The sequence below is a fragment of the Bradyrhizobium valentinum genome, assembly GCF_001440405.1.
In the GTDB taxonomy this organism is placed as follows: domain Bacteria; phylum Pseudomonadota; class Alphaproteobacteria; order Rhizobiales; family Xanthobacteraceae; genus Bradyrhizobium; species Bradyrhizobium valentinum.
Map to the genome: position 1 here is coordinate 1 of NZ_LLXX01000175.1, position 16201 is coordinate 16201.

12 protein-coding genes are annotated in these 16201 nt (G+C 63.4%); 4 read left to right on the plus strand and 8 right to left on the minus strand.

Annotation, left to right across the window (positions count from 1 at the left end; translation table 11 throughout):
- Positions 1-311: 311 nt before the first annotated feature.
- Positions 312-1532 (minus strand): cytochrome P450, encoded by a 1221-nt coding sequence (locus CP49_RS31455; RefSeq protein ID WP_057854014.1) that lies wholly within the window; start codon positions 1530-1532, stop codon positions 312-314.
- A gap of 305 nt (positions 1533-1837) precedes the next feature.
- Here CP49_RS31455 and CP49_RS31460 point away from each other — a divergent pair, with 305 nt between their 5' ends.
- From CP49_RS31460 to cnbZ, 4 genes are all read left to right on the plus strand, one after another.
- On the plus strand, positions 1838-2539 hold the full coding sequence (locus tag CP49_RS31460; RefSeq protein ID WP_057854015.1) for a TetR/AcrR family transcriptional regulator: 702 nt from the start codon (positions 1838-1840) through the stop codon (positions 2537-2539).
- Position 2540: 1 nt separating this feature from the next.
- Positions 2541-3734, plus strand: a complete 1194-nt coding sequence (locus CP49_RS31465) for an efflux RND transporter periplasmic adaptor subunit (protein WP_057854016.1) — start codon at positions 2541-2543, stop codon at positions 3732-3734.
- A gap of 106 nt (positions 3735-3840) precedes the next feature.
- Entirely contained in the window at positions 3841-6936 is a 3096-nt protein-coding gene (locus CP49_RS31470; RefSeq protein ID WP_057854017.1) for a MexW/MexI family multidrug efflux RND transporter permease subunit, read from the plus strand.
- A gap of 132 nt (positions 6937-7068) precedes the next feature.
- Positions 7069-7812 carry a 2-amino-5-chloromuconate deaminase CnbZ gene (cnbZ, locus tag CP49_RS31475; protein WP_057854018.1) on the plus strand — a complete coding sequence of 248 codons (744 nt, stop codon included), beginning with the start codon at positions 7069-7071 and terminating at the stop codon, positions 7810-7812.
- A 108-nt stretch (positions 7813-7920) separates the two neighbouring features.
- Here the strand turns inward: cnbZ and CP49_RS31480 are convergent, their stop codons facing one another.
- The 7 genes from CP49_RS31480 to CP49_RS31510 form a co-directional block, all read right to left on the minus strand.
- Positions 7921-8808, minus strand: a complete 888-nt coding sequence (locus CP49_RS31480; RefSeq protein ID WP_057854019.1) for an ABC transporter permease — start codon at positions 8806-8808, stop codon at positions 7921-7923.
- 3 nt (positions 8809-8811) lie between these two features.
- Positions 8812-9753 carry an ABC transporter permease gene (locus CP49_RS31485; RefSeq protein WP_057854020.1) on the minus strand — a complete coding sequence of 314 codons (942 nt, stop codon included), beginning with the start codon at positions 9751-9753 and terminating at the stop codon, positions 8812-8814.
- Positions 9754-9961: 208 nt separating this feature from the next.
- The gene (locus tag CP49_RS31490; RefSeq protein ID WP_057854021.1) at positions 9962-11476 is read right to left on the minus strand and encodes an ABC transporter substrate-binding protein; all 1515 of its coding nucleotides are present in this window, start codon (positions 11474-11476) and stop codon (positions 9962-9964) included.
- A gap of 22 nt (positions 11477-11498) precedes the next feature.
- A complete protein-coding gene (locus tag CP49_RS31495; protein ID WP_057854022.1) occupies positions 11499-12602 on the minus strand; it encodes an ABC transporter ATP-binding protein in 1104 nt (367 codons plus the stop codon).
- Positions 12599-13588 (minus strand): ABC transporter ATP-binding protein, encoded by a 990-nt coding sequence (locus tag CP49_RS31500; protein ID WP_057854023.1) that lies wholly within the window; start codon positions 13586-13588, stop codon positions 12599-12601. Before CP49_RS31500 ends, CP49_RS31495 begins: the two co-directional genes overlap by 4 nt.
- Positions 13585-14295 (minus strand): DUF1028 domain-containing protein, encoded by a 711-nt coding sequence (locus tag CP49_RS31505; protein ID WP_057854024.1) that lies wholly within the window; start codon positions 14293-14295, stop codon positions 13585-13587. Before CP49_RS31505 ends, CP49_RS31500 begins: the two co-directional genes overlap by 4 nt.
- Positions 14296-14314: 19 nt before the next feature.
- Positions 14315-16120, minus strand: coding sequence for a gamma-glutamyltransferase family protein (locus CP49_RS31510; RefSeq protein ID WP_057854025.1), 1806 nt, complete (start codon positions 16118-16120; stop codon positions 14315-14317).
- Between the last annotated feature and the right edge of the window lie 81 nt (positions 16121-16201).

A 16201-nucleotide genomic window follows, 5' to 3' on the forward strand; every position in this document is an offset into this window, starting at 1 on the left:
GGTGCCGCTGGGCGGGCCATCGCCGGCGGTGGTCCCGCTGGACGGGACATGGCAGGTGGTGCTGCCGGCGCAGCCACGCCCCCTGGACCGTGACCTCTTCCCACTTGGGCGGATGAGCCGGTGCTCAGCGTGATCGCGGAGACACCAAGAAAAAGCGTTGCAACGCGGGCGACGCGCGGAAGCATGGTCTCAACTCCCTCGTGCTTGGTCGCCCGGAGGTGTCAACGCGCGACCGCAGAAATCGTTCGCCTGGGGTCTGTGGCTTACATTGCGATTTTGCGACGCAGGACTGATGCAATTCGCCTACGGCGCTAGCTGACCGTGCAAGGCACGCTCAAGTATCCGCGGAAGCGCACGCGGCCGCCGCGTACCGGTGCGCCGTCGAGTGCATAATCCGGAAAGCGCGCGAGGAAATGAGAGATCGCGATCGCGCCCTCGAGCCGCGCCAGCGCCATGCCGGCGCATTGATGCGCGCCGGTGCCGAAGGCCAGATGCCGGTTCGGCGTACGGCCGATATCGAAACGCTCGGGATCGGCGAACTGCGCGGGATCGCGGTTGGCGGCGCCGATGCACAGCGTCACCGGCGTGCCAGGGGGCATCGCGATGCCGCCGAGTTCAAACGGCTCGACGGTCATGCGGTTGCCGAGCTGGTTGGAGCTCTCGAACCGCAGCATTTCCTCGACCGCGGTCTTGATCAGCGCAGGATTCTCAATCAACCGGCGTTTCTCGCTGGCGTGGTTCGACAACGCCACCAGGCCGTTGCCGATCAGGTTGGTGGTGGTCTCGTGGCCGGCATTGAGCAGGAAGATGCAGTTGTGCAGCAGCTCCTTTTCGGTCAGCCGTTCGCCATTGTCTTCGCCCTGAATGAGCCGCGTCAGCACGTCGCGGTCGGGATTGCCGGGCTTGGACCGTCGCCGTGCCACCAGCCCTTCGAGGTAGGACAGGAAATCCTCCACCGCCTTGTTGCCACGGGCGAAGGCGTCCGGGCCGATCACCGGCTCCAGCGCACCGAGGATAGCCAGCGACCAGTCGCGCAAGGGCTCGCGCTCGCCCTCGGGGACATCGAGCAGATTGCCGATCACCTCGATCGGGATCGCGGCGGCGAAATCGTCGATCAGGTCTACCTTGCCCTTGGCGGCGATGGCGTCGAGCAGGCGGTCGACCAGCCGGATCAGATCGGGCTCCATGCCGGCGATCGCGCGCGGCGAGAGCGCGCCCATGATCAGCCGCCGCACGCGGGTGTGGGCGGGAGGATCGTTGAACACGAGGCTTGTGGTGTGGTGCTCGTAGAGCAGGGAATTACCGTACTTCGGCGAGAACTCCTTCTTCTTGTCCGAAGAGAAGGCCTTGGTGTTCTTGTAGGCTGCAACCAGATCGTCGTAGCGGGTCAGAAAATACGACCCGTTCGGCAGCCGCTTGACCGGCTCGGTCTCGCGCAGCGCGCGATAGGTCGGGTAGGGGTCGGCGTAGAACTCCGGCGTCAGCTTTTCGAGGTCGAAGGTGGCCGCCAGTTCGCGCGCATCCAAATTCATGGCCCGGCACACTCTTTGGGAAAATTAAGCAGGCGACCATCAAATTAGTCGCAACTGCAACTATCTTAGATGCCATTCCCGGGGCGTCAAGCCAGAGCGCACCTTCCAGCTCCGAACCATCCGCGGCGCGTTGGGGTTGCAGCCGATCCAGGATAAGCCGGAAAGGTGAGCGCCGGATTCCAGGAAAAGTCATGTTCAAACAAAGCGATGAAGCTGTGTCTTTGACGTCACCCCGCGACACAATTCGCTTGGTGCGCTGCAATAGATACTTGACTCCATCAAGGTGAGTGATTACTCACGCCCCCATGTCTACCCTGCGCATGACCAGTGACTTGCGGCGGCAATTAATCTTGAGCGCCGCCAAGCGATGCTTTGCCCGCAACGGCTTTGCCGGCACCACGACCAAGAGCGTGGCGGCGGCCGCAGCCATTTCGGAAGGGCTATTGTTCAAGCACTTCCCCTCCAAGGCCGCGCTCTACGCCGAAATTCTCACCGAGGAGTGCGAGGCCGATCCGGATTTCGCGCACCTGCTCGGCCAGGAGCCTTCAACTGCCACACTGGTCGAACTGGTCAAGGGCATGGTTGGCCATTTCGTCGAGGTGTCCGACGGATCGGATCCGGAGGAAGCGCAACGGCTGCGGCTGATGACGACGAGCCATCTCGACGACGGCGAGTTCGCGCGGCTGCTCTACGACAAGATCGGCGGCCTGATCGGGCCGGTGTTCTCCGCATCGATCGAACGCGCTGTCGCGGTTGGCGATGCGGTGCGGATCGGCAGCGACCCGCTCAACCTGTTCTGGTTCGCGCACCACACCGTGCTGATGGCGGCGCTCACGCGGCTTCCGGCCGTGCCCTGTCTTTCCTACGGCAACGCCGCCGATCTGCAGCGGCAACTTTGTCAATTCATCCTGCGCGGCATTGGACTTACCGAAGCCGCAATTGCTTCTCATTTGGACTGCGAGCTGTCACCGACTTCGGGACAATCGGTAACTGCAGAAAGTGCATGACATGAATATCGTGACTGAACACAAGATATCGGGCAAGCCGATTGTCGATAAGCCGCACAAGCGGCCGGTCCGGATGGTGCGATGGTTCATCGTCGTGGGATTGTTGCTGGCCTTGCTGGTCGGCGGCCTCGTCTGGTTCAACTACTTCCGCGGCAAGATGATTGCGCAGTTCTTCGCGAACAACAAGCCGCCGCCGGTGAGCGTCAACGTTGCCACGGCGAAGTCCGAGACCATTCCGAACCTCCTGACCGCGGTCGGCGATCTCGCCGCCGTGCATCAGGTCAACGTCACTTCCGACGTCAACGGCCGCATCACCGACATCCAGTTTACCGCTGGTGCAAGCGTGAAGGCAGGTACGCCGCTGGTGCAGTTGTTCGACGGTCCGGAGCAGGGCGACCTCGCGAACTATAAGGCGCAGCAGCGGGTGGCGCAGATATCGCTGGATCGCGCCAAGCAACTGGCCGAGCGTCAGGTCGGGCCGCAGGCGACGGTGGACACCGCGCAAGCGGCGTTCGACCAGGCCAGCGCCGGCATTGCCAAAACCGAGGCGATCATCTCGCAGAAGCTGGTGCGGGCGCCGTTCGATGGCGAACTCGGCGTTCGCAGGGTCGAAGTCGGACAATATCTGACCGCCGGCACGCAGATCGTCTCCTTGACCGATCTGTCGGCGCTGTATGCGAACTTCACCGTGACGGAAAAGGATTCCGGCCAGCTCAAGGTCGGCCAGATCGTTCGTATCGCGGTCGATGCCTATCCGGGCCGTACCTTCGAGGGCAAGATCACCACCATCGAGCCGCAGATCGCGGCCGAAACGCGCAACATTCGCGTGCAGGCGACGATCCAGAATCCGGACCGTATCCTCAAGCCCGGCATGTTCGTGACCACCACCGTGGTGCTGCCGGACAAGCCGCCTGTGGTCACCGTGCCCGAAACCGCGGTTGACTACACGCTCTATGGCGACTCGGTCTTCCTCCTCGGCGAGAAGAAGGAAGAGGACGGCAAGACCAGCCTCACGGTGACGCGGACCTTCGTGCAGACCGGCAAGCGCCTCGAAGGACGGGCTGAAATCCTGAAGGGCTTGAAGGACGGCGACCGCGTCGTGGCGGTGGGGCAGCTCAAGCTGCAATCGGGATCCGCCGTGACGATCTCGACCGATCCGACACCGCCGATTCCGGCGAAGCCACCGCGCTACTGACAACAGATGAGCGCGATCCTGAGGGGCCGCGTTGGCGAAAGACGGGCAGCGGTCCTCGAGACGAGACCGCGCCCAAAACTGCTGAACTCACCGGGATAAATCTGCGATGGCCTTAACCGATATTTTCATCAAGCGTCCGGTCCTGTCGGTCGTCGTCAGTCTGCTGATCCTCCTGATCGGTCTCAGGGCCGCCAGCGTCTTGCCGATCCGGCAATATCCGAAGTTGTCGAACACGGTGGTCAATATCACCACTTCTTATCCGGGCGCGTCGGCTAACCTCATTCAGGGCTTCATCACTACGCCGATCGAGCAGGCGGTCGCCTCCGCCGAGGGCGTCGACTACATCACCTCGTCGTCCGTGCAGGGCACCAGCACGATCCAGGTCTACATCAAGCTGAATTTCGACCCGAACCAGGCGCTGACCGAAGTTCTCGCCAAGGTGAACTCGGTCAAATACCTGATCCCGAAGGAATCGAACGACCCGGTCATAACCAAGACGACCGGCCAAACCACGGCCGTGATGTATCTGGGCTTCTCCAGCGAAGAACTCTCGGGGTCAGCCATTTCAGACTATCTGACACGCGTGGTGCAGCCGGTGCTGTCGACGGTCGACGGCGTTGCATCCGCTGACATTCTTGGCGGACAAACGTTCGCGATGCGGCTGTGGCTCGATCCGATACGAATGGCGGGGCGCGGCGTATCGCCGAGCGACGTTTCCGCGGCGATCGCCGCCAACAACTTCCAGGCCGCGGCCGGTCAGTCCAAGGGCTATTTTATCGTCTCGAACGTCCAGACCAACACCGACCTGCGGAACCTCGATCAGTTCAAGAAGATGATCGTCAAATCCAAGGACGGCGGCTTCGTGCGGGTCGAGGATATCGCGACCGTCGAACTTGCCGCCCAAAGCACGGACGCGAGCGTCGCATTCAGCGGCGAGCGCGCGATCTTCATCGGCGTGCAGGCGACCCCGCAAGGCAATCCGCTGACGCTGGTCAAGGGCGTGCGCGCGCTGTTTCCGGAACTGGAGCGCAACCTGCCGCCATCGATGAAGATGAAGGTGGCCTACGATTCCACCAAGTTCATTCAGTCATCAATCGACGAGGTGAAGAACACGCTGATCGAAGCCGTGCTGATCGTCGTGGTCGTGATCTTCCTGTTCCTGGCCTCATTCCGCTCGGTCATCATTCCCGTGGTCACGATTCCGCTGTCGTTGATCGGCGTCTGCAGCCTGATGCTGATGATGGGCTTCAGCTTCAATCTTCTGACGTTGCTGGCGATGGTGCTGGCGATCGGGCTCGTGGTCGACGACGCCATCGTGGTGGTCGAGAACATCCATCGACATCTGGAAGAGGGAAAAACTCCGGTACAGGCGTCGCTGCAGGGCGCGCGCGAAATCGTCGGCCCCGTGATCTCGATGACGATCACGCTGGCGGCGGTGTATGCTCCGATCGGCTTCCTCGGTGGCTTGACTGGTTCGCTGTTCCGCGAATTCGCCTTCACGCTCGCGGGTTCCGTGATCGTGTCCGGCGTGATCGCGCTGACGCTGTCGCCGATGATGTGCTCGGTCCTCCTGAAGAGCGCGGACGAGGGGCGATTCTCCAGGCTGGTCAACAGGGTGTTCGGCGCGATGACGCGCTGGTATGGACGTCAGCTCGATCGCTCGCTCGACTATCGTCCGATCACCGGGCTGTTCGCGCTGACGATGCTCGGTCTGGTCGGCTTCCTCTATATGAACACTTCAAAGGAGCTTGCGCCCGAAGAGGACCAGGGCATCGTGTTCTCGGTAACCAAGGCGCCGAAATACGCCAACATCGACTATGTCGATTTCTACGGCGACAAGCTCGACAAGACGTTCGCCAAGTTTCCGGAAACCGACCTCCGCTTCGTCCTGAACGGCATCACCGGCCCGCAGGGCGGCATTGCCGGCATGCTGCTCAAGCCGTGGGACGAGCGTGAGCGTTCCTCGATCCAACTGAAGCCGCTGGTGCAAGCGGAGCTCTCAAAGATCGAGGGCGTCCAGGCGTTCGCGTTCAACCTGCCGCCGCTCCCGGGCGGGCCCGGCGGGCTGCCGATACAGATGGTGGTCAATTCCACCGCCGGCTTCCAGGCCGTTTATGACGAGATGGCGAAGCTGAAGGACGCCGCGCGCAAGAGCGGGCTGTTCATCGTGTCCGACAGCGACCTCGAGTTCAACCAGCCGGTGGTGCGCGTCTCCATCGACCGTTCCAAGGCGAGTGATCTCGGCATCAACATGTCGCAGGTCGGCGCCACCCTGCAGACGCTGCTGGGCGGCAATTACGTCAATCGCTTCAATCTCGAGGGACGTTCGTATCAGGTCATCCCGCAGGTGTCGCGGGACAAGCGGCTGTCGCCGGAATCGCTCGGGGGCTACTACGTCCCGACCAACACCGGGCAGCTTGTGCCGCTTTCGACCATCGTGTCGATCGAGACCGGTACCGATCCGAATTCGCTCACGCATTACAACCAGCTCAACTCCGCGACCTTCTCGGCGGTGCCGATGCCGGGCGTGACGGTCGGGCAGGCCGTGGACTTCCTGGAGGGCGAGGCCAAAAAGCTGCCTGCCGGGTTCGGCCATGACTATCTGGCTGATTCTCGCCAATATGTGCAGGAAGGCAACCAGCTCGCGATCACCTTCGGCTTCGCGCTGATCATCATCTTCCTGGTGCTGGCGGCGCAGTTCGAGAGCTTGCGGGATCCGCTGGTGATCATGATCAGCGTGCCCATGGCGATCGTCGGTGCGTTGATTCCGCTGTTCTTCGGCGTGGCGACCATCAACATCTACACCCAGGTCGGACTATTGACGCTGGTCGGCCTCATCACCAAGCACGGCATTCTGATGGTCGAGTTCGCCAACGAATTGCAGCTCAAGGAAGGTCTCGACAAGCGCTCGGCGATCGAGATGGCGGCCCGCATCCGGCTGCGTCCGATCCTGATGACGACGGCGGCGATGGTCACCGGTCTGATCCCGCTTCTGACCGCAACCGGTGCAGGTGCGGCGAGTCGCTTCTCGATCGGCCTCGTCGTGGTCGCGGGCATGTCGATCGGCACGCTGTTCACGTTGTTCGTGCTGCCGGCGGTCTATGTCTGGATGGCCACCGACCACCAGGCCAAGGCCGGCTCGCAGCGGACCAAGGAGATCTCCGATTTCGATCTCGGAAGGTCGGGGCTCAAGCCGACCTGAGCTTCTCGTGCGATGAAATTGTAGGCGACGGCAGCGGACATCGCTGCCGTCGTTTTTTTGCGGCGGCGCGTCGTGCAGCCCGGCGACGCCTTCGGCTCTCCATGCTAGGAAAGAAGAAACAGGGGAGCCAACATGACGAGCGACTTTCCCGCGGGCAATTACCGCTTCATCCCGGCCGTGTTTCAGTACTCCGGCGGGGTGGCCGCCAACCCTGACTATGAGATCGAGCGGGTGCGGTTCGACAAATGGGTACCGCTGGCCGAAGGTTTTGCGCAGATCGCAAAATACATTCAGGCGGCGGGAAGGCCGCTGACATCGTTCTGCGCCTGCGAATTGCGATCGCCCGCGGCGTTCACCGATGAAGGATTCCGCAATTTCAACCTGCACTACGTCAAGACGCTGGCAGAGTGGGGCGTCTATGACGGCAACACCAATCCGGTGGCGCGCAGCAATGTCTGTCCGGAGATCGATCCGCCGGCCGAGCCGTCGTTCTACGCCTTTTCGTTTACGCGCCTGAGCCAGGGTGCGACGCCGAGTTTCGTGATCGCAGGCAGCGGCGAGTCGCAGGAAGGCAATGCGAGCTACGCCGAACGTACGGTGCGCTACCGCGACGTCAGCCCCGAGGGCATTGCGGAGAAGGTTCGCTATGTTGCCGGCGTGATGGAGCGCCGCATGGACGAGTTCGGGTTCGGCTGGAAGGATGCGACTGATGTGCAGACCTACACCATCCACGACTTCCACCACGTCTTTGCCGATGCGCTTGTTCGCCGTGGTGCGGCGCGTTCCGGCCTGACCTGGCATTTCGCGCGGCCGCCGGTGATCGATCTTGAGTATGAGATGGATTGCCGGAGGGTGATGCGGGAGGTGGTAATCTAACCCTCATCCTGAGGAGCGCCTCTTCGCGCGTCTCGAAGGATGAGGCCACAGTGGGGCCTCATGGTTCGAGACGGCGCTATGCGCCTCCTCACCATGAGGGTTCGCCACTCACCGTTCTCTCGGGTCCAGCGCGTCGCGCAGGCCGTCGCCGACCAGGTTGAACGACAGCACCACGAGGAAGATCGCCAGCCCCGGCCAGATCGCCATCCACGGCGCATTGGTGAGGAAGCGTTGTGCGACGTTGAGCATGCTGCCCCACGATGGGGCCGGGGGCTGCTGGCCAAGGCCGAGAAAGGACAGCGCGGCTTCCGCGATAATCGCGGCGGCGATCGACAGCGTCGCCTGCACCAATAGCGCCGGCATGATGTTGGGCAGGATGTGAAACAGCGCGATACGCCAGCGCGGATTGCCCATGGCGCGCGCGGCCTCGACATAATCCTCGACCTTGACACTCATCACCTGGCCGCGGGTCAGCCGCACGAAGATCGGCGTCGCCGAGATGCCGATCGCGATCATGGCGTTGCCGAGGCTGGGGCCTAAGAATGCGGCCAGTGCAATCGCGAGGATCAGGAATGGGCAGGCCAGCATTGCGTCGGTAATGCGGCTGATCAGGGCATCGATGAAGCCGCCGCGATAACCCGACAACAGGCCGAGCGGGACGCCGATCGAAAGCGCTATCCCGACCGAGATGGCGCCGGCTAGCAGCGACGCCCGCGCGCCGTAGATTACGCGCGCAAGAATGTCGCGGCCGAGCTCGTCGGTCCCGAACCAGTGCAGTGCGGAAGGCGGCTTGCGCACCAGCGACCAGCTTGTCGCGATCGGTTCATAAGGCGAGATCAGCGGCGCAAACAGCGCGAGCAGGACGAAGGTTGCGATCACGACAAGGCCCGCCACCGCGCCCTTGCGCTTGAACAGCCGGCGTAGCGCGCGCCGCGCCGGGCTCTCCAGTTCGTCGGAGGCCGCAATCGGTAACGCGCTGAGGGTGGTGTCGGCCATGGCCTACGCCCTCAGCCGCGGGTTGACGAGGACATAGGCGATGTCTGCAATGAGATTGAGCGTGATGTAGATCGTCGCCGTCGTCAGCACGACGCCTTGCACGACCGCATAATCGCGGTTGAACACCGCATCGACGATCAGCTTGCCGAAACCCGGAATCGAGAAAATCTGCTCGGTCAGCACCGCGCCCGACAGCAGCGTACCCAGCTCGAGCGCACCGAGGGTGATGATGGGCGTCAGCGCGTTGCGCATGGCGTGCTTGAGAATGACGGAACGCTCGGAAAGGCCCTTGGCGCGGGCGGTGCGGACGTAGTCGCTTTCCAGCACCTGCAGCATGGCGCTGCGGGTATGCCGCATCAGGATCGCGGCAATCGCATTGCCCAGCACGAAAGCGGGCATGATGGTCGAGGCAATGCTGGCGCGAAAATTCTCGGTCGGCGGCACATAGCCCGATGCTGGCAGCCAGCCGAGCTCTATCGAGAACAGGAAGATCAGCATGATGCCGAGCCAGAAATTCGGCGTCGAGATGCCCCACAGCGCAAAGAAATTGGCGCCATAGTCCCAGGCCGTGCCCTTCTTTACCGCCGAGACGATGCCGGCGGGAATGCCGATCAGGAAAGCGATGATGATCGCCATCGACGCCAGTTGCATCGTTACGGGAAGTTTCTGCGCTATCAGTTCACGCACCGGCACCTTGTTGCGCAGCGACTCGCCGAAATCGCCCGATAGCACGCCCTTGACCCAGTAGACATATTGCACCGGCACCGGCTGATCGAGCCGGTACTGCTGGCGGATCTGCGCGATGACGTCAGGGTCGCGTTCCTCGCCCGCCATTACCAGCGCCGGATCACCCGGCAGCAGTTGCTGCAGCGAGAAGATCAGCACCGATACGAAGAACAGCGTCGGGATGAGCTGCACGATGCGCCGCACGAGGAAGTTCAGCATGGCGTGCGTCGCGTGCTTGAAACGAGTCGAGGGAGGCGGTGTCGCCGCGTGGTTCCCTCCCCCCTTGCGGGGGAGGGACAGGGAGAGGGGTAACCCAACGGGATTCTGTGTTCGTGGCACCCCCCACCCCAGCCTTTCAGAGCGAGCTTCGCTCGTCTCGACCCCGCAAGGGGAGAGGGAGCAAAGGGAGTGTGCCCGCTCATCGCGCTCACTTCAGCTTCAGCCCGACCACGCGCACCAGCCCGTCCGGCATCTGCTTGTAGCCCTCGAGCTTTATGGTATGCGCGATCAGAATGCGGCGGTGATAGATGTAGAGGAGCGGCTTCTCTTCGAGCACGATCTTCGCCAGCTTTTCATAGATCGCCTTGCGCTGCGCCTGATCGGTGACGAGGCGGCCGTCATCGAGGGCCTTGTCGGCCTCCTTGTTGGACCAGCCGCTATAGTTCTGCGGTGCGTCGGTCTTCTGGAAGACGTAGGAATTGCCGTCCGGATCGATCCGCCCGCTCCAGGCCAGCAGATAGGCCTGATATTCTCCGGCCTCGGCCTGCTTCAATGACGTCGCGAACTCGGTGACCCGGAGCTTCATGTCGAAACCGGTCTCCGCCGCCATCGACTGGATCACTTGCGCCGCGGCTTCGGTTTCCGCGCCTTTCGAAACCATGAAGTCCACGCTGACCGGCGTCGTGACGCCCGCTTCCTTCAGCAGCGCCTTGGCTTTGGCGACGTCGCGTTTCGGTATTGGAAAGGCCTTCTGGTAATAGGGATGGTCGGGGTTGACCCATTGGTTGCCGGGTTTGAACTCCCCGTTGGACACCACCTGGCTGATGGCATCGCGGTCGAGCGAGAGGTCGAGCGCCTGTCGCACCTTGGCGGACTGGCTGAGCGGCCCCTTGGCCTTGTCCTTGCCGACGTTCAACGTCACGCCCTGATAACCGAGCTCGATCGCGCTGGACAGTTTGAGTTTCGAGTCCGACTGCACCTCTTTGAGGTCTGTCGCGAGCACCCGCTCGATCAGGTCAAGGCCGCCGGATTTCAGGTTGGCGAGGCGGACGGTTGCGTCCACCAGCGGCAGGTAAACGATGCGGTCGATATGGATATTGTCCTTGTTCCAGTAATCGGCGAATTTCTCGAACACCATGCGGTCCTGCTGCACGCGTTCGACGAACTTGTAAGGACCGGCGCAGACCGGGCGCAGCCCGAACTTGTCGCCGGCTTCTTTCGCTGCCTTGGGCGACACCATCATCCCGGCGCGATCGGTGAGCTGCGCGACCAGCGGCGAGTAGGGGGCCTTCAATGCCAGTTTGATGGTGAGCGGATCGACGACGTCGATATGATCGACGGCTGCCAGTTCGGGCTTTCGGAACGAGCCCGGAAATGTCAGATGGCGCTCCAGCGAAAACTTTGCAGCCTCCGCGTTGAAGGCCTCGCCGTCGTGAAACTTGACACCGGGCCGGAGCTTGATGGTGACTTCCTTGCCGTCGGCCGACGTCTCGTGACTCAGCGCGAGCTGCGGCACGATGTTGAGCTTTTCGTCGATGTCGAACAGCTTATCGCAGAACGAGGCGAACACGATGCGGCCGACATAGGTGCGGGCCATGGTCGGGTCGAGAATGTCAGGATCTTCGGCGAGCCCGATCCGAAGCGTCGTCGTCTGGGCCTGAACAGATGTCTCGAACGACAGCAGGAGAGCCGCCGCGGTTACTGCCAAACGCAAAATCTTCATCGCTGCATCCCTTTGTCCACGATTACGCCAGCCATGTTCTTGATACATCAACCCCGGCGCGACCTGCACCTTCCGTGCCACCGCTGAAGGCGGCGACCAATTTTTCCAGCACCGGCGAAAAGCCGCCATCGGCGGGAATGATGGCCTCGGCTGCCGGCAGCTCAGTCGTGCGGTGGCACGCTGTGGCATGTCCTGTGCCGTCGGCGAGCAGCGCCGGGACCTCGGCGCGGCAGCGCTCGATGACGTAGGGGCAGCGGGTATGGAAGCGGCAGCCGGAGGGCGGATTGAGCGCGCTCGGCATCTCGCCCTCCAGCACGATGCGGCTGCGCTTCGCCTGGGGCTTGGGCACGGGAATGGCCGACAACAATGCGCGGCTGTAGGGATGCCGGGGCGCGGCGAACAGCGCCTCGGCGTCCGCGGTCTCGACAATGCCGCCGAGATTCATCACGGCGACGCGGTCAGCGATATGCTTCACGACCGCAAGATCGTGTGAGACAAAGATATAGGCGAGGCCGAGCCGGTCCTGCAGGTCGCGCAACAAATTGAGGATCTGCGAACGGATCGAGACGTCGAGCGCGGATACCGGCTCGTCGCAGATGATCAGCTTCGGCTCTACCGCTAAGGCCCGCGCAATCGCGATGCGCTGGCGCTGGCCGCCGGAAAATTCATGCGGATAGCGGCGGGCAAAGCGTGGCTCGAGCCCGACCAGCCGCAGCAGCTCCTCGACCCGCTCGCGCCGGCGTGGAGCCGGCACCAGATCGTGCAGCGCCAACGGCTCGGTTAGAATCTGGCTGACCGTCATGCGCGGGTTGAGCGACGCATAGGGATCCTGAAAAATGATCTGCGCATCGCGGCGGAAGGCACGCAACGCGTTGGTGCCGAGCGCGCCGAGGTCCCGGCCTTCGAAGCGGACAGTACCCGCATCCGGCTCGATCAGCCGCAGCACCAACCGGCTCACGGTGGATTTGCCGCAGCCGGATTCGCCGACCAGCGCCAGCGTCTTGCCGGCCTCGACGGTAAAGCTGACGCCGTCGACCGCTTTCACGTACGCGGTGGGCCGGCCGAACACCGAACGCGCGGCGACGAAATGCTTCACCAGGCCTTCGACTTCGAGAAGGGCGGTCATGACACCAGTCGCTCCAGCGGTGCCCGGATGCAGCGCGAGGCGTGACCATGGCTCACCATCGCCAGCGGCGGCGGCGCAGCGGTGCAGATCTCGACGACAAAGGGGCAGCGGGCGGCAAAGCGACAGCCGGCGGGCGGGTTCGCCATGTTTGGCACCATGCCCTCGATCGTCGCGAGATGTGCGGTGCGGCGGCCGAGTCGTGGGATCGAGCCGAGCAGGCCGACGGTGTAGGGATGTTGCGGATTGGCAAAGAGCTCATCGACCGGTGCGCGCTCGACGATCTCGCCGGCATACATGACCGCGACCTCGTCGCAGACCTCGGCGACCACGCCGAGATCATGGGTAATCAGGATGATCGCAGCGCCGCTTGCGGCTTTCAGCTCGCGCATAAGGTCGAGGATTTGCGCCTGCAGGGTGACGTCTAGCGCCGTGGTCGGCTCGTCGGCGATCAGCAGGCGCGGGTCGCAGGCCAGCGCCATCGCGATCATCACGCGCTGGCGCATGCCGCCGGAGAGCTTGTGCGGATACTCGTCGATTCGTTTGTCGGGCGAGGGAATGTGGACGCGGCGCAATAGCTCGATGGCGCGCTCGCGCGCCTGCCGGCGCGAGCCGCCGCGATGGCGCAGGATCGTCTCGGTGATCTGGTCGCCGATGGTAAAGCTCGGATTGAGCGAGGTCATCGGCTCCTGAAAGATCATCGCGAGCCGGTTGCCGCGGAGGTCCCGCAGCGTGTCGTCGGGAACGTCGAGCAGATCGAAGCCGTCGAAGCGGATCGAGCCGGAAACTTCGGCGGAATGTTTCGACAAAAGTCCCATGATGGCGAGCGAAGTCACGCTCTTGCCGCAACCGGATTCACCGACGAGACCGAGCGTCGCGCCATTGGCCACGCTGAGATCGACGCTGTCCACCGCGTGCGTGGTGCGGCCATCGTCGCCGTGGAAGACGACGCGCAGGCCCTCGATTTCGATCAGCGGGCTCGCCGTCATGCCTTGCCCGCCGTCGCGGCTTGAACGCTGGCGTCAATGACCGCGCGGTCGGTGATCCCGGCCGGGTTCTTGCGCGTCGGCAGGAAGGGACGGAAATGCACCCAGCGCTCGCGGCTCACCTGTTCCAGCCGCTCGAGCTCAGTGAGTGGATCGGCGTGGTCGTCGACGCGCAGGTCGAGATCGGACCATTCCTCCTCGCCATGGATCAATAGCGCCGCGGATTGCTTGCCGCGCTTGTCGCCGCCGGCGGCCTCGCCGGCTTTCAAGGCCGTGATCAGCCGCTGTGCAAAGGGCAGGGTAGCGTTGGCGGCATAGGCCTTCGCGGTGTCGTCGAGCACGGCGGCGCCTGCCAGCATGTTGCCGGCGAGAGAAAAACCGTCGCCCTGGATATGCCCGCACCAGTCGATGCATTCGGCTCCGGTATGCGCAGCGATCCGCCCGTCGATATCCATCACATGCAGTTGCCGGCTCTCGCGGCCGTCGTCGGCGGCAATCAGCGCGTCCACCACCTCGCGCGGGCTGCGCCCTTCGCGCAGCAGCCTGACGCCGTCGATGCCGTAATAGGGATTGACCAGCGCCTGCGTCGCGATGCCGCCAATGCCGGGTGCGATATGCGGCACCCGCGCGCCGACCGCAAAAAACCTAGTCGCAACCGCAATGCCGAGTTGGCCGGTTGAGGGATCACGGGCGATGATCGACCAGGTCATCTTGTCTCGTTCCTGTGAATTACCGACCTGCCGCGTAGCCTTGCATGCCTCTGGGATTGGCGGCGGCGCGGCGGCGGCGGCCGACCTTGGAGGCTGCCGTGAGGCGGCCTTCCGACCAGTCGGGGCCGATCTCGACGACATGGCCGCGGCTTTTCAGGGTGTCTACGGTCGTCTTTGGCACGCGGTTCTCGACCACGAGCACGCCAGGACGCGCGGTGCGCGGCCAGAATGAAATCGGGAAGTGCTCGGAGTGCCAGGCCGGCGCGTCGATCGCTTCCTGCAGGTTCAATTTTGCATGGACATGGCGCAGGAAGAATTGCGTGGTCCATTGATCCTGCTGGTCGCCGCCCGGCGAGCCCCAAGCCATGTACGGCTCGCCGTCGCGTAGCGCCATGGTCGGCGAGAGCGTGGTGCGCGGGCGCTTGCCAGGCGCCAGCGCCGCCGGGTGGTCTTCTTCCAGCCAGAACATCTGCGCGCGGCTGCCGAGGCAGAAGCCGAGTTCGGGAATGACGGGTGAAGATTGCAGCCAACCGCCGGACGGGGTCGCCGAGACCATGTTGCCGGCCTGGTCGATGATATCGAAATGAACGGTATCGCCGCGCACCTCGCCGAACCGGCCGACCGTCGGCTCGCCCGCGCCCATGGCGCCAACCGCCTCGCGGTGGCCTTCCGCTCGGCGCAGCTTCACCACCGAGCCGAAACCTTCGACGGAGCCCGGGAGGAAATCGAGCGAGGCTTTGTCTTTTGCGATCAGGTTGCGGCGTTCGTCATTGTAGGCGTCCGACAGCAGCGTCGTGATCGGGATGTCCGTGAACTTTGGATCGCCGTAGAATTTTTCGCGGTCGGCGAAGGCGAGTTTTGCGCATTCGATCTGCAGATGGATGAAGTCGGGGCCTGCCGGATCGAGGCCGTCGAGCTCAAATCCCTTCAGCAGCGCGAGCTGCTGCAGCATCACGGGGCCCTGGCTCCAGACGCCGGGCTTGCAGACGGTGTAGCGGCCGTAGTCATACGTGAGCGGCGTCTCGACGGTCGGCTGCCAGCGTGCCATGTCGTCGGCGGAGAGCACGCCGCGATGCGGCGAACCGGAGACGTCCATCACGTCCTGCGTACGGCAGAACTTGTCGATCGCTTCCGCCACAAAACCCTGCGACCAGGACTGTCGCGCGCGTTCGATCTGCGCGACGCGATCGGAGCCGGCACTTTCAGCTTCCTTGAGGATGCGGGCGTAGGTTTCCGAGAGCTGCTTGTTGGTGAATAGCGTGCCGGGCCTCGGCACTTCGTTGTTCGGCAAATAGACCGCCGCCGACGTGGTCCAGTGCTTCCTGAACAACTGCTCGACGACCTGGATGGTTGCGGAAGCGCGCTCGACCAGCGGATAGCCGTCGCGAGCGTAGGCGATGGCGGGCTCCAGCACCTCGCGCAGCCGCATCGTGCCGTAGTCACGCAGCAGCAGCATCCAGGATTCGAACGTGCCGGGCACGCAGGCGGCGAGAAGGCCGGTGCCGGGCACCATTTCCAGGCCTTCGCTCTTGTAGTGCGCGATGGTGGCCTTCGCAGGCGCCGGACCCTGGCCGCAGATCACTTCGGTGCGGCCGCGCTTGGTGTCGTGCACAATGATCGGCACATCGCCGCCGGGACCGTTCAGATGCGGCTCGACCACCTGCAGCGTGAAAGCGGTGGCAACACCGGCGTCGAACGCGTTGCCGCCCTTTTCAAGGATGCCCATGCCGACCGCAGTGGCGATCCAGTGGGTGGAGGTGACCACGCCAAAGGTGCCTTCGATTTCCGGCCTTGTGGTGAAGGGATCGGGGTTGATGTTGCTCATGGGAATCCAATGCCGTGCTGCTATCGCGATGCCGGTGCACTTGACCACAGGCGAGGCTGGATGCCAACGGCTGGCATGCCA

Excerpts from the sequence above, each read along its gene's own strand:
- CP49_RS31455 (WP_057854014.1), bottom strand. The coding sequence starts at position 1,532 with ATGAATTTGGATGCGCGCGAACTGGCGGCCACCTTCGACCTCGAAAAG.
- CP49_RS31505 (WP_057854024.1), bottom strand. The coding sequence starts at position 14,295 with ATGACCTGGTCGATCATCGCCCGTGATCCCTCAACCGGCCAACTCGGC.
- CP49_RS31480 (WP_057854019.1), bottom strand. The coding sequence starts at position 8,808 with ATGGCCGACACCACCCTCAGCGCGTTACCGATTGCGGCCTCCGACGAA.
- cnbZ (WP_057854018.1), top strand. The coding sequence starts at position 7,069 with ATGACGAGCGACTTTCCCGCGGGCAATTACCGCTTCATCCCGGCCGTG.
- CP49_RS31470 (WP_057854017.1), top strand. The coding sequence starts at position 3,841 with ATGGCCTTAACCGATATTTTCATCAAGCGTCCGGTCCTGTCGGTCGTC.
- CP49_RS31495 (WP_057854022.1), bottom strand. The coding sequence starts at position 12,602 with ATGACCGCCCTTCTCGAAGTCGAAGGCCTGGTGAAGCATTTCGTCGCC.
- CP49_RS31490 (WP_057854021.1), bottom strand. The coding sequence starts at position 11,476 with ATGAAGATTTTGCGTTTGGCAGTAACCGCGGCGGCTCTCCTGCTGTCG.
- CP49_RS31510 (WP_057854025.1), bottom strand. The coding sequence starts at position 16,120 with ATGAGCAACATCAACCCCGATCCCTTCACCACAAGGCCGGAAATCGAA.
- CP49_RS31485 (WP_057854020.1), bottom strand. The coding sequence starts at position 9,753 with ATGCTGAACTTCCTCGTGCGGCGCATCGTGCAGCTCATCCCGACGCTG.
- CP49_RS31500 (WP_057854023.1), bottom strand. The coding sequence starts at position 13,588 with ATGACGGCGAGCCCGCTGATCGAAATCGAGGGCCTGCGCGTCGTCTTC.
- CP49_RS31465 (WP_057854016.1), top strand. The coding sequence starts at position 2,541 with ATGAATATCGTGACTGAACACAAGATATCGGGCAAGCCGATTGTCGAT.
- CP49_RS31460 (WP_057854015.1), top strand. The coding sequence starts at position 1,838 with ATGTCTACCCTGCGCATGACCAGTGACTTGCGGCGGCAATTAATCTTG.